This window comes from Azospirillum endophyticum (assembly GCF_016595245.1).
Classification (GTDB): Bacteria; Pseudomonadota; Alphaproteobacteria; order Azospirillales; family Azospirillaceae; genus Azospirillum; species Azospirillum endophyticum.
In genome coordinates this window covers 25,716-38,322 of record NZ_JAENHM010000067.1, presented here as the reverse complement: position 1 = coordinate 38,322, position 12,607 = coordinate 25,716, and the positions used below count along the sequence as shown (strand labels likewise).

Here is a 12,607-nt window from a genome sequence, read left to right as displayed (position 1 = left end):
CGGTCGGATCTCACATCGGGAAAAGCGTGGTCAGCGGCATGTGGGCGCGCACGATCGGCGATTTCAGCACGACATAGCTGAAATACTTGTCGATGCCGATATCCATGTCGGTCAGCTTCTCCATGATCTCCTGATACTCGCCGATGCCGGACGTGACGAATTTCAGCATGTAGTCGTAGCCGCCTGACACCAGATGGCATTCCAGCATCTGCTCGATCTTCTTGACGGCGGCAAGAAAGCGAGCGAAATCGACCTGCCGGTGATTCTTCAGCGTCACTTCGGTGAAGACTGTCAGGGTCTGGCCGAGTTTGCTGACGTTGATCTGGGCCGTGTACCCTTCGATGTAGCCTTCCACCTGAAGCTTCTTCACCCGCATCAGGCACGGGCTGGGCGACAGATTCACCAGTTCGGCCAACTCCACGTTGGTGATCCGGCCGTTCTTCTGGAGCTGATGCAGAATCTTGATGTCGATGCGGTCCAGCTTCATGGGGAACCTATCCGGTTCGAGGACGGAGAGCGGAAAAGGGCAGTAGAAAATTCTGCCGATTCCGCCACGGCAGCTTAACACGCGCAGCCCGCCTGTCGATGATGGAGTGGCTTTCCTGCGGCAGAACAATGCATCGGGCGGTCATGACCAGACAGAAGATAATGCCGTTGAATTGCCCAAAGCAGCGCCCGTCAATGCGCGTGCCATGGCTAGATGGCTCAACGCCGAACTCGGAGTCCCGCCCAATGCCCGCCCCTCTGCAAAGCATCGCCTCCTCCCAGCACCTTCCCGACCGCGCGGACGTCGTCGTGATCGGCGGCGGCATCGTCGGCGTCTGGGCGGCCTATTTCCTGGCCGGCCGCGGCTTGTCGGTGGCCCTGGTGGAAAAGGGACAGGTCGGGGCGGAGCAGTCCAGCCGCAACTGGGGCTGGTGCCGCCAGCAGAACCGCGATGCGCGGGAGTTGCCGATGGCGACCAAGAGCCTGGATTTGTGGGAGCGCTTCGCGGCCGAAAGCGGCGAGGACACCGGCTTCAGCCGCTGCGGGCTGCTCTATCTCAGCAACGACGACCAGGAATTGGTGGGCTGGGCGCGCTGGCGCGATTTCGCCCGGACGGTCGGCGTCACCACCCACATGCTGACCAGCGCGCAAGCGGCCGAGCGCGGTCAAGCGACCGGCCGGCCCTGGAGGGGCGGCGTCTTCTCGCCGTCGGACGGCATCGCCGATCCCGCCCGTGCGGCCCCCGCCGTGGCACGGGCGATCATGAAACGGGGCGGCACGGTACATCAGGGCTGTGCCGCGCGCGGTCTGGAAACCAGCGGCGGACGGGTCAGCGGCGTCGTCACCGAAAAGGGCACCATCCGCACCAAGCTGGTTGTCCTGGCGGGCGGGGCCTGGGCCTCCTCCTTCTGCCACCAGATCGGCCTGCGTTTCCCGCTCGCCTCCATCCGCTCGTCGATCCTATCCGTCGGCCCCAGCCCCACCGGTCTTCCCGACGCCCTGCACACCGCCGCGGTGTCGATCACCCGGCGCGGCGACGGCGGCCACACGCTGGCGATCAGCGGGCGCGGGCGTGTCGATCCAACCATGCAGCAGATCCGCTTCGCGCCGCAATTCATGCCGATGCTCAGCCGGCGCTGGCGCAGCCTGATGCCCGGCGGGTTGGAAGGGATGCGCTCCGGCCATGAGACGCTGCGGCGCTGGCGGCTTGACCGACCGACCCCGATGGAGCGCGTGCGGGTTCTGGACCCTACCCCGGATCGTAGCACCATCCGCCTGACCCACGAACGGGCCATGGCCCTGCTGCCCGGCCTGAAGGAAACACCGATCACCGCCGCCTGGGCCGGCTATATCGACAGCACGCCCGACGGTGTTCCCGCGATCGGCGAGCCCGGCAGCCTGCCCGGCCTGATCCTGGCCGCAGGCTTCAGCGGTCACGGCTTCGGCATCGGACCGGGCGCCGGCCATCTGATCGCCGACCTCATCACCGATCAGGCGCCCATCGTCGATCCCGAGCCCTATCACCCCGACCGCTTCGCCGGCTTCTCCGCCGGCAAGGTCGCCGATTTCTGACTGGGATGCTCGACCGTCAAAAGCCGCCGTCAGAAGCCGCTCGGCTCCAGGGCGTGGGCGGCGCGGCGCAGACAGTCGCGCATCAGGGCGTGGCTGCCGGACAGCGGGCGCTCCTTGCTGGTCAGGATGGCGATGGGCACCCGGATTTCGGGACGGAAGGGACGCTGGACGATGCCGGAAAACTGGCTCCATGGCAAAAGCCCGTCAACGACCGCCACCCCGATCCCTTCGCGGACGAACGGGAGGGCGGTGATCGACAGGTCGATCTCCACCGCCGGGGCGTAGACTCCCCCCTCGGCCTCGACCGCCCCGGCCAGGAGCCGGCCGGGAAGCGTGTCCACGCGATAGGAAATCAGCGTCTCCTCCGCCAGTTCGGCGAATCCGACCTCGGCATGGTCGGCCAGCCGATGCCCCTCGGGCAGGAGGCAGACCAGTCCGGCATGCCCCACCGTTTCGACGTCGAGGTCATGACGGGGCATGTCGTTCATCGCCACCCCCAGCAGAACATCGCCGCTGCGCAGCATGTCCAGGATGTTCGCGATCGGGGCGACCAGGGACCGCACGATGATGTCCGGATGTGCCTGGCGAAATGCCGTCAGAGCCTTGGGAACGATGGACATGGATGGCGGGGCGGAGGCGGCGAGACGGACAAGGCCGGTGCGGCCATGACGCATGTCGACCGTGCGCCGGCGCAACGCCCCGAGTTCCGAGAAGATCCGCTCAGCCTCCGGATAAAGCTCGCTGGCTTCCTGAGTCGGCACCAAACGACCACGCACCCGATCGAACAGCTTGAATCCGAGCTGATCTTCGGCGTGCAGCAGGATTTGGCTCAAGGCCGGCTGTGAAATGTTCAGCATCGCCGCCGCCCCGGTGACCGTTCCACAGCGCATCAGCATGCAGAAGACTTCCAATTGGCGGGCTTGCATTCACGATCCTGGGCGCTGACGGAAGGAAGGCGGAACCGGCACCGCCGGACTCTGACTTTGGCCGCGCCATTATACCGATCGGCGGGCCCGAGGGTCGAGCAGCAACGGCAGGACGGCAATATCCGGTTACGAAGCCGCGCCGACTTCCCCGATGAAGCCCAGCAATCCAAGACTTTGGGCCGTGTCCCGGCAGGTGGTGTAGGAGCGGCTGTGGATAACCGGCCCGCCTACGCCACGTCAGGGGACACCACCCAGGTCGAGGACGCGACGACGACGCGTGGCGGTTCAGCGGCCGGCAAGGGCAATGCCTGGATGACGCGAAGGCTGGAAAGCAGGTTTTCAAATCAGCAAAACCCTGCTGTCGCACGTCAACTTGACACCGCCCCCGCTTTGCCGGAAAGCCTCCGTCAGCCGCCGCCAAACGGCCTATTTCGCCATGCCGCTCATCAACACGTATTTCACCTGCACATACTCTTCGATCCCATAATGGCTGCCCTCGCGCCCATAGCCCGATTGCTTGACCCCGCCGAACGGCACCGACGCGGTTCCAACAGATCCGGAATTCAGGATGACCATGCCCGCTTCCAACTCCCGCGAGAGGCGGAGAAACCGGCCGGCATCGCGGGTGTAGGCGTAGGCCACCAGCCCATACTCGGTATCGTTGGCCCGCCGGATCACCTCGCCTTCGCCATGGAAGCGGTAAATGGGAAAGACCGGCCCGAAAATTTCCGTTCGGGCCATCCGGAACGTGTCATCGACCCCGGTGAGGATGGTCGGCTCGTAGAACAGGCCGCCCCGTGCGTGCGGCTTGCCACCGCTGCGGACAACCGCTCCCCGCTCGACGGCGTCGGCCACCAAAGCGCCCACCTTGTCGACAGCCGGCTGGTTGATCAGTGGGCCGACGACGAAATCGCTCTGCAGCCCCTGGTCGACACGGATCGATGCCACCCTGTCCGCCAGCCGTTCGACGATGCGGTCGTGAACCCCGTCCTGCACATAGATGCGGTTCGGCGAAATGCAGACCTGCCCGGAGTTGCGCAGCTTGGCGGCCACCAGCCCCTTCACCGCCTCCTCGATGTCGGCGTCGTCGAAGATGATGAAGGGAGCGTTGCCGCCCAATTCCATCGTCATCGTCTTGAGCGTTTCCGCGCTGTTCCTGGCAAGGAGCCGGCCGACGCCCGTCGAGCCGGTGAACGAGATCTTGCGGATCCGCGGATTGCCGGTGAAGGCCTCGCCGATAGCCGCGGGATCGCCGGTCACCATCTCGAACACGCCTTCGGGAATGCCGGCCGACCGTGCGTATTCGAGCAGCTTATAGGCGGTGAGAGGCGTCAGTTCCGATGGCTTGATGATCATCGTGCATCCGGCAGCGAGCGCCGTCGCGACCTTGCGTGATCATCATGAAGGGGAAGTTCCAGGGCGTGATTGCCGCGGTCGGACCGATCGGCTCCTTGGCCACCATCACGGCGGCGTCGTTCGCGTGCGTCGGGATGGTGTCGCCGTAGACGCGCTTGGCTTCCTCTGCATACCATTCGATGAACCCGAGACCATAGTCGATCTCCCCCATCGCTTCGATCAGGCATTTGCCGTTTTCCCGGACGATGGTTTCGGCGAACGCCTGCCTGTCCGCCCGGACGAGGTCGAACCAGCGGCGCAGGATGTCGCCGCGCTCTTTCGCCAGCCTGCGGGACCACGGCTTGAACGCCTCGCAGGTCCGGTCGATGGCGGCCCGCACCTCGTCGATGCCCATCTCCGGCGCCTCGCCGACCAGCGAACCGTCGGCGGGATTGTAGACCTTGATCATGCCTGTTCTTCCCACATTCCAAAATGCTGCGCCCGGAGAGCGCCGATGAACCACGTTCAGGCCGGCAATTGCCGACGCGCCGCCCGGCGGACCACCTGTTCTTCCAGGTAGCGATCGACCGAGAGCGCATGCTCCGGCGACAGATGCGCCAGCGTCTGAAGTGCCGCCGTCGCGTCGAGGCATCCCGCCAGATCGCTGCGGTCCGACATGCGAAGAAGCCGCTTGGTGTAGCGCAAGGCCGGCGCGGAGTTCCGCGCGATCTCCTCCGCCAAAGCGTGGGCGCGATCCATCAGCCCGTCGGCCGGAACGATCTCCGACACCAGCCCGCAGTCGAGCGCCGCGCCGGCGTCGATGATCCGGCCGGTGAAGGCCAGTTCCGCCGCGCGGGCATGCCCGATTGCCCTGGGCAGGAACCACGCGCCGCCGATCCCCGATACCAGCCCCAACCTGACGAAGGTCTCCGCGAAGGTCGCGGCCGGCGACGCGATGCGCAGATCGCACATGCAGGCGAGATCGAGGCCCGCCCCCATCGCCGGACCGTTCACCGCCGCGATGACCGGAACCTCCAGCCCGTAAAGGGCGAGCGCGAGGCGTTGCAGCGTGCGCCGATAGCGTTCCGCGATGTCGATCGGCCCGCCGGCCATCAATCCTTGATGCGACTGCATATCCTTGACGTTGCCGCCCGCGCAGAAGGTCGGCCCGGCGCCGGTCAGGATCGCCACGTGGACGCCGGCATCCGCATTGATGGCCTCGATGGCCGCGATGAAGTCGTCACACTGCTCCGGCCGTGAAAGAGCATTGCGGGTTGCAGGCTCGTCCATGGTCAGGAGGACGAGGCCGCCTTCCCTTTCGATCCGTAGAAATGGGCGTATCACGATGTTGCTCCAGTGAAGACCACGGAATCCGACACGAGCGCGTCCACGTCCGCTTCGGTGAAGCCGAAGCGTCGCAGGACCACGCGCGAATCCTGACCCGTGAGGGGGGGTGGTGCGGTCGGCCGCGCCGCGCCGGGGGTGCCCAGCGCGAAGCCCGGCATGCGGAAGCGGCCTGTCCGCGGGTGATCCAGTTCGATCTCGATGCCACTGGCCGTATACTGCTCGGTGCCGACGACCTCGGCGTAATCGGCGACCGGGGCTGCGACGATGTCGGCCTCCCGCAACAGCGGCAACCACTCGGCGGATGTCCGCCGGCGAAAGATCGGCTGAAGCACGGCAAGCAGCGCCGGCCGTTCGGCGACACGCCCGGCATTCGTCGCGAAGCGGGGATCCGCGACGAGATCGCGGCGCCCGATGAGGTCGCAGAGCGCTTGCCACCGGCGATCCTGGTAGGCGGCGACCATGATCCAGCCGTCGCGGGTCGGCAGCGCCTCGTTCACGGCGGCGTAGGGAGCGGCGCTGCCCGTCGGCTCCGGCACCGTGCCTGAAGTCAGATAGGCGGCAAGGTTCAACTGCTGGAGCATCAGCATGGAATTGTACAGGCTGACGTCGAGATGTCCGCCCTCGCCCGTGGCATCGCGCCGCCGCAGGGCTGCCAGGACCGCCACCGTCGCGAACAGCGCGCCCGTCATGTCGGCAAGCGGCAGCGGTACCTTTCCGGGCCCGCCATCCGGGGCCGGGATCCCCGCCATCAGCCCGGTGACCGCCTGGATGATCCCGTCGACACCGGGGCGGCCGGTCCACGGCCCGGTCTGCCCATAGGCGGAGAGCGAACAGGTGATGAGGTCCGGCTTGACCGCGGACAGGGCCGCGTGGTCGATGCCGAGGCGGGCGGTGACGCCGGGGCGGAAATTCTCCAGAACCACGTCGGTGCGCTCCACCAGTCGGCGGATCACCCCGGCCGCCTCCGGCCGCTTGAGGTCGATGCCGAGGCCCAGCTTGTTGCGGTTCGCCGTCAGAGCGGTCAGGCTTTCGCCGTTCTGCCAGGGCGGGCCGAGCCGCCGCGCGAGTTCGCCGCCGGGAGGCTCGATCTTGATGACGGTCGCGCCCATGTCCGCGAGCCACATCCCGCAGACCGGTCCGGCGATCAACTGGCCGAAATCGAGAACGGTAAGTCCGGTAAGAGACTGTGCGAGCATAAGAATCAATGACTCCATGGACATGGGCGGTGTCGCCCCGTGATGGAGTCCATGTGCCGCCGATTGCGCTTTCGCCACAATCGAGTAATCTTGCGCAACTGTTGAGGAAACCTGCACGGTCGATCATGAGAGACCTGCCGCCGCTGAACGCGCTCCTGGCGTTCGAGATCGTCGCGCGCACCGGCAGCGTCCGGGCGGCCGCGGATGAGCTGCTGGTGACGCCGAGCGCCATCAGCCGGCAGATCCGTCTGTTGGAGGAGCATTTCGGCGTCGCGCTGTTCGCCCGCCAGGGCCGTGGTTTGACCATGACCTCGGTCGGCGCCGCCTATTACGAGCGGGTCACCAGCCACTTCGACGGGCTGCGCAAGGCCAGCGCGCTTCTTCACGCGTCGTCCGGCCGGGCGGTGCTGAAGCTGCGCTCCTACACCACCTTCGCGACGCGCTGGCTGTTGCCCCGCCTGTCGCATTTCCAGCTCGCCCATCCGGAAATCGATGTCCGCCTGACGACGGAATCCCAATGGAGCGACTTGGGCGATTTCGATGCGGCCATCCGGCTCGGCGACGGGCAATGGCCCGAGCATCGCGCCGTCCCGCTGGTGCCGAACATACTGCGCCCGGTTTGCAGCCCGGCTTTGCTGAAGGGATCGGAGACGAAGGACGCCTCCTGGCTGGCCCGGCAAACGCTGCTCTTCGTCCGTGCCCGTCCGGACGATTGGGCGCTCTGGTGCGACGCCGCCGGCATCGACATGGCCGGACTCAAGCGCCGGAGGGAGCTGGAAAGTTCGGCCCTGGCCTATCAGGCGGCGCTCGAAGGACATGGGGTGGCGCTGGCCCAACTCGTGCTCGTCGAAGACGAATTGGCGGCTGGCGACCTGATGGCACCGATGGCGTTCGCGCTCGATCGCCGGAACGTCACCTACTATCTGGTGTCCGACGTCCGGAGCCAGAAACGCACCGTCCTCGATCAACTCCAGCGCTGGTTGACCTCGGTCGACGCCGCCTGACGGATCGGCAGCCCGGCGATCGCGCCCGCGGCCGTCATCGCCACGGAGCCGGCGATCGTTTCCTCCAGGTCAACAGTTGCGCGATTTTACTTGCTGGTCCGTCTGCCCGACTTTCATTACCGTCTGCAAAGACAAAGCCGCCTCGGCGCCGCGGACAAACCCCCGCCGATCCGGAGCGCGCCCGGACACCGGGGCGCGGATATCCAGGCCGGACTTTGATCGCCCAGAAAAATACAGCTCCGAACACCCCCCGGGGATCGGAACGAAAGCCATGCCGCTCGCGGCGGCGGAGCCCTTCGGCCCGCCCCGGCACCATGGGCGGCTATCGTCACGAACAATCCGCATTCGGAAACACCGCATGCGCAGGGGAGGAACCGAAATGGTTCAATCGCAGCCACCGAACATGCTGTCGATCGTTTTCTCATCCAGCCTTGGGACCATGCTGGAGTATTATGATTTCTTCGTCTATGTCGCCCTTACCGCAACCTTCACCAGGCTCTTCTTCCCAACGGAGGATCCGGCGGTGGGCGCTCTCGTCGGCGCCGCGGGCTTCGGCGCGGCGTTCCTTGCGCGACCGATCGGCACGCTCGTCTTCAGTCCGATGGCGGATCGGATCGGACGGAAGAAGACCTTCGTCGTGACCCTGACGCTGATGGGTGCGGCGACCTTCCTGATGGGATGCCTGCCGAGCTATGCCACCGCCGGCGTCGCCGCCCCCGCCGCGCTGCTGGCTCTGCGCATCGTGCAGGGCATCGCACTGGGCGGGGAATATGGGTCGGCGGCGGTATACGTCATGGAGCACGCCCCGGCCCGGCGGGCTGGACTCTACACCAGCGTGCTGCAAGGGACCGCCGGGGTCGGGCTGCTGATCGCGCTCGTCATCGTCGCCGTCCTCAAGAGCGGCCTCAGCGCCGAGATGTTCGACCTGTGGGGCTGGCGGATACCGTTTCTTCTGTCGGCACCGATCGTCATCGTGGCGACCTTCATCCGGTTGAAAATGACCGAGACGCCGGTTTTCCTGGAACTCAAGCGATCCGGAACGCTCTCCGCAACGCCCCTCGCGGACTCCCTGACGAGCCGGACGGCCTGGAAGGGAATCCTGCTGGCGATCTTCGGTGCGCAGGGCGGGACCTCGGTCGCTTTGTACACCTCGGTGGTCTACATGCTGTATTTCCTGCAAGGCGTCCTGAAGGTCGACAGCATGCAGGCCAACATGTGCGTTGCGGTCGCGGTGCTGGTGACCGCGCCGCTGTTCCCGGTCTTCGGCGGGCTTTCGGACCGGTTCGGCCGCGCCAGGACCATGCTGATCGGCATCGTCTCCTGGATGATCATCGCCTATCCGGCCTTTTCCGGCATCGCAGCAGGCGCGGAGACGGGCTCCTGGACCCTCGTCACCCTTCTCATCACGGCGCTGGCCGCGCTGACGGCGATGATCATGGCCCCCCTCCCCGCCTTTATCTCGGAATGCTTCCCGCCGCAGAGCCGCACGACAGGGTTTGGATTGGCCCAGCAGCTCGGCAATGTCATGTTCGGCGGGTTTCTGCCGCTGATCTCGCTGACGCTCGTCAACTGGACGGGCAATCCGCTTGCCGGCGTCGGCTACTCGATCGCATCCCTGATCCCCTGTGCGGTGGTCACCTACAGCTGGGCGATAAAGGCGGAGAAGGGGAGAAACTCGACCAAGGCGGCGCCTCCGATCGAGGCTCAGACCCAATCGATGGGATGAAGTCCACGGCCGGTATTGATCGGAGCGACAGGTCGATGCCGGCGATCCGGAGCCGGCTGCGCTCAGGACGCATGCGTCGGCCTGCGGCACGAAGACGCCGCCGACCGGACCGGCCGTCGCCCGGCCGGCGACGACCGGACGGCGGCCCTGTTCGTCCGGGCCCTGACGCAGCAGGGAGTATTGGCGGCGCAGCGCGGCTTCCTCGATCATCGAACTGAAGCGACCGGCGCAGACCCCGGACGTGAATCCCCGGTCGCATCGGAATGCCAGTCGAAGTGTCTATTTCGATGTAACGCCTTAGTTCCAGGAAATCGTTGAGATTTCGCGTTCGCCTTAAACTCTTCCAGGGGTTGCGCGGCGAGATCGGCTGGATATAGTTACCGCTCGCGCCGGACGGCTGGATCCCATTCAGCGTAATTTTGCCGGCGAGATCGATACTGTGGCTGAATTCCAAGCCTCGGGGCGCTGACAGTGAAGACGATGATGGACGCAACCACGCTTCATGCCTCCCCCTGGCGCCCGTCCCGTCCGAGAGCCGAGGTTTCCAACTCCCGCGCTGGCGGGTCCCGCAAGAGCCGGTCCCCCTCGGCCGTCCTTCTCGTCTTGCCCGCCCTGGGGCTCCTGTTCAGCTCTCCGGCACAGGCGATCGACTGCCGCAAGGCTACGACCGCCATCGACCATGTGATCTGCGGGGACAAGGCGTTGCAAAAGGCGGATGCCGCGCTGGGTTCCGCCTATTCCGCGATCCTGAAGGCCGCCCCCGATGCCGAGATCCGCGCCATGCTCGTCGCCAGCGAGAAGCGGTGGCTCGCCCGCCGCGACGACCGGCTCGGTCCTTCGAGCGAAACCGACGATGCGCCGGATGCGGAAACGCAACGCAAGATCCTGCTCGACGCCATCCAGGCCCGCACGCGGGAGCTCACGCGCCGCGCCAAGGCCGATGCCGGCGAGCCCAATCTGATCGCGGTCGCCCGTGACCAGCGCCGCTTCGCCAGCCGCTTCACCAGCGGCCCGTTCGCCGGTTTCTCGACCTCCTGCGACTTCCTCCCCGGCGGCGACGGTTACACCTACGGCTGCTTCGGCACCCAGAGCTATCAAAACCGGGACCGGGTCTGCGCGCTGACCCGGGATTGGGCGAGCGGCGGCGTCTCCGAGACGCGTATGGTCGGGCAGGTGGTTGACGGCAAGCTCACGACCGTCGCCAGCTGTTCGATCGGGTCCGGCGATGCCGGCGCCGCCTGCCCTGACCCGGAGGTCTCCGCCGGTCAGCGGGGCCATTGGCAAAAGCCCGCTCCCGACGCCACCACGCCCGAGGCCCCGCCGGCCAAGCCGCAGCCCCAGGTCGATGCCGAATTTCAGCGTGACTCCGAAGATGCCTGGATCAACGACTGCCTGACCCAACCGACCTATCCGCCAGCCGATCAGATCGCCGGCGGCAAGGCCGGCACCCGGAAGCCCACGCCGGCGCCGTAACACAAAACAACAGGGGAGCGCCCGCGGGGTGCCCCCTCGGATGAAGGACGACGCCCCCGTGACCGCAGCCATGCCGCCCGACACTGGAACGGGCGATCACGTCCCTCGCCACCGCCGTCGGCGGGTCCTGCTTCCGGCCCTGGCCCTCGGGCTCGGGCTCGGCACCCTCGCGCAAGCGGGCACCGCCCAGGCGGCCGGCAGTTGCGCCGGCAAGCAGACCCGGGTCGAGCAGATGATCTGCGCCGATCCCGAACTGTCGAAGCTCGATGGCACGTTGAAGGCGCTCTTCGACCGGATCGAGGGCGAGACCAGCGGCGTGGACGGTGAGACCGGCCGGATCTCCGATCCCTTCGGCGCGGATCATGCGCGCTGGCGGGAGCAGGTTCGCGACGCCTGCCAGGACACGGCCTGTCTGAAGCGGGTCTATACCGCGCGCATCGCCGAGCTGCGCCGGAGCTGGAGTCAGGCGCTGTCGGACGCGCCGCCCTCGCAACGGTCGGCCTCCTCCCAGCCTCCTGGCTCCCGGCATTATGTGAATGTCCGCTTCGGCTTCTCCGTGGACGTTCCCGGCGATCTCGTGGCGGAGCCGCCCCCGGACAACGGCGACGGGCAAGCCTTCCATTCGGCCGATGGCAGCCTGCATCTGACGGTTTCGGGACTGAACGATGCCGCCGAAGAGGGGCTCAAGTCCTTCGTGGACTCCGATCAGAAAGCCTGCCTGCGCCAGCCGCCCGAATACCTCGTGCGCAAGCCCGACTGGATCGTGTTTTCCTGCACGACGGCAGAGGGCCTTTTGTATCAGAAGACCCTGCTCCAGGGCGGGCGCGGCGGGGCGTTCATCAGTTTGCGCATCCGCTATCCGGCGAGCGAACAGTCGCGCTGGAAAGCGGCCGTCGCCATGGCCTCGAAGTCGCTGCGCCTCACGGGCGCACCCGACCCGAAGTGATCGATCCGGAGCCGTTCATGAAACCCCTCCTTCCCTGGTTCGCCGGCCTCTTCGTCATGGCCTCCGGCCTCGTGGGCGCCCATGCCGCCGAATCGAGCCCATCCAAGGTGCCGCCGCTCCCCTGCAACGGCAAATCCTCCTGCCAGATGGACGGATTCTCGGTGCAGGTCGGCGATTGTGGCGACAGTTCCTCTTTCGGCGCGATCTCCGCCCCGCAGGGCTCCGACGGCGTGGACCTCAACGACCGCATCGACGGCAAGGGACTTGCGGTCGCCCGTCTCAAGGACAGCCAGTTCGTCTGCATCGCCGCGATCGCGCGACGGGGGGACGTCCAGCGCCACTATGTCATCGCCGTTCCGACCGCGAGCGTGCCGGCCTGCAAGGGCAAGGACTTGTGCCGAAACGCGGACCATCCGGTCACATGGCACACGGCCAAGACGGGCAGGTCCTGCCATCGCGTCGGCGAAGGCCGCTATGCCGGCGACTGTGCCGCCGGCTGGGTCGACGAAGGCGACCTCGATCAATACGCCAATGGTTTCTGATCGTCTCCGGCCTTCGCCATCCGCCTCCGCATCAAGGAGACATTCCGTTGAGAC

The 12,607-nt window shown here is 66.5% G+C and carries 10 protein-coding genes and 1 pseudogene; 6 read left to right on the top strand and 5 right to left on the bottom strand.

Going from position 1 to position 12,607, the window contains the following annotated elements; genetic code table 11:
- Window positions 1–10: 10 nt before the first annotated feature.
- Complete coding sequence (locus JHL17_RS25005) at window positions 11–487, bottom strand: Lrp/AsnC family transcriptional regulator (RefSeq protein ID WP_200197361.1); 477 nt, start codon at window positions 485–487, stop codon at window positions 11–13.
- 245 nt (window positions 488–732) lie between these two features.
- Between JHL17_RS25005 and JHL17_RS25000 the strand changes: the two genes are divergently transcribed.
- The gene (locus JHL17_RS25000) at window positions 733–2,058 is read left to right on the top strand and encodes an NAD(P)/FAD-dependent oxidoreductase (RefSeq protein WP_200197359.1); all 1,326 of its coding nucleotides are present in this window, start codon (window positions 733–735) and stop codon (window positions 2,056–2,058) included.
- A gap of 29 nt (window positions 2,059–2,087) precedes the next feature.
- Here the strand turns inward: JHL17_RS25000 and JHL17_RS24995 are convergent, their stop codons facing one another.
- From JHL17_RS24995 to JHL17_RS24975, 4 genes and pseudogenes are all read right to left on the bottom strand, one after another.
- Window positions 2,088–2,984, bottom strand: a complete 897-nt coding sequence (locus JHL17_RS24995; protein WP_200197357.1) for a LysR family transcriptional regulator — start codon at window positions 2,982–2,984, stop codon at window positions 2,088–2,090.
- A gap of 426 nt (window positions 2,985–3,410) precedes the next feature.
- Window positions 3,411–4,788, bottom strand: a pseudogene (locus JHL17_RS24990) (NAD-dependent succinate-semialdehyde dehydrogenase).
- 56 nt (window positions 4,789–4,844) lie between these two features.
- Window positions 4,845–5,663, bottom strand: coding sequence for an enoyl-CoA hydratase-related protein (locus tag JHL17_RS24980; protein ID WP_345773874.1), 819 nt, complete (start codon window positions 5,661–5,663; stop codon window positions 4,845–4,847).
- On the bottom strand, window positions 5,660–6,862 hold the full coding sequence (locus JHL17_RS24975; protein ID WP_200197352.1) for a CaiB/BaiF CoA transferase family protein: 1,203 nt from the start codon (window positions 6,860–6,862) through the stop codon (window positions 5,660–5,662). The genes JHL17_RS24980 and JHL17_RS24975 overlap by 4 nt, the downstream gene beginning before the upstream one ends.
- Before the next feature lie 125 nt (window positions 6,863–6,987).
- Between JHL17_RS24975 and JHL17_RS24970 the strand changes: the two genes are divergently transcribed.
- The 5 genes from JHL17_RS24970 to JHL17_RS24950 all read left to right on the top strand — a co-directional run bounded on the left by JHL17_RS24970 (window position 6,988) and on the right by JHL17_RS24950 (window position 12,553).
- The gene (locus JHL17_RS24970) at window positions 6,988–7,866 is read left to right on the top strand and encodes a LysR substrate-binding domain-containing protein (RefSeq protein WP_200197350.1); all 879 of its coding nucleotides are present in this window, start codon (window positions 6,988–6,990) and stop codon (window positions 7,864–7,866) included.
- 76 nt (window positions 7,867–7,942) lie between these two features.
- Window positions 7,943–9,592 carry an MFS transporter gene (locus tag JHL17_RS24965; protein ID WP_200197348.1) on the top strand — a complete coding sequence of 550 codons (1,650 nt, stop codon included), beginning with the start codon at window positions 7,943–7,945 and terminating at the stop codon, window positions 9,590–9,592.
- Window positions 9,593–10,072: 480 nt separating this feature from the next.
- Window positions 10,073–11,065 (top strand): lysozyme inhibitor LprI family protein, encoded by a 993-nt coding sequence (locus JHL17_RS24960; RefSeq protein WP_247893810.1) that lies wholly within the window; start codon window positions 10,073–10,075, stop codon window positions 11,063–11,065.
- 40 nt (window positions 11,066–11,105) lie between these two features.
- Window positions 11,106–12,011 carry a lysozyme inhibitor LprI family protein gene (locus JHL17_RS24955; RefSeq protein ID WP_200197344.1) on the top strand — a complete coding sequence of 302 codons (906 nt, stop codon included), beginning with the start codon at window positions 11,106–11,108 and terminating at the stop codon, window positions 12,009–12,011.
- Window positions 12,012–12,028: 17 nt separating this feature from the next.
- Window positions 12,029–12,553, top strand: coding sequence for a hypothetical protein (locus JHL17_RS24950; RefSeq protein WP_200197342.1), 525 nt, complete (start codon window positions 12,029–12,031; stop codon window positions 12,551–12,553).
- Window positions 12,554–12,607: the final 54 nt, after the last annotated feature.

Excerpts from the sequence above, each read along its gene's own strand:
- JHL17_RS25005 (WP_200197361.1), bottom strand. The coding sequence starts at position 487 with ATGAAGCTGGACCGCATCGACATCAAGATTCTGCATCAGCTCCAGAAG.
- JHL17_RS25000 (WP_200197359.1), top strand. The coding sequence starts at position 733 with ATGCCCGCCCCTCTGCAAAGCATCGCCTCCTCCCAGCACCTTCCCGAC.
- JHL17_RS24995 (WP_200197357.1), bottom strand. The coding sequence starts at position 2,984 with ATGCAAGCCCGCCAATTGGAAGTCTTCTGCATGCTGATGCGCTGTGGA.
- JHL17_RS24975 (WP_200197352.1), bottom strand. The coding sequence starts at position 6,862 with ATGCTCGCACAGTCTCTTACCGGACTTACCGTTCTCGATTTCGGCCAG.
- JHL17_RS24970 (WP_200197350.1), top strand. The coding sequence starts at position 6,988 with ATGAGAGACCTGCCGCCGCTGAACGCGCTCCTGGCGTTCGAGATCGTC.
- JHL17_RS24960 (WP_247893810.1), top strand. The coding sequence starts at position 10,073 with ATGATGGACGCAACCACGCTTCATGCCTCCCCCTGGCGCCCGTCCCGT.
- JHL17_RS24955 (WP_200197344.1), top strand. The coding sequence starts at position 11,106 with ATGAAGGACGACGCCCCCGTGACCGCAGCCATGCCGCCCGACACTGGA.
- JHL17_RS24950 (WP_200197342.1), top strand. The coding sequence starts at position 12,029 with ATGAAACCCCTCCTTCCCTGGTTCGCCGGCCTCTTCGTCATGGCCTCC.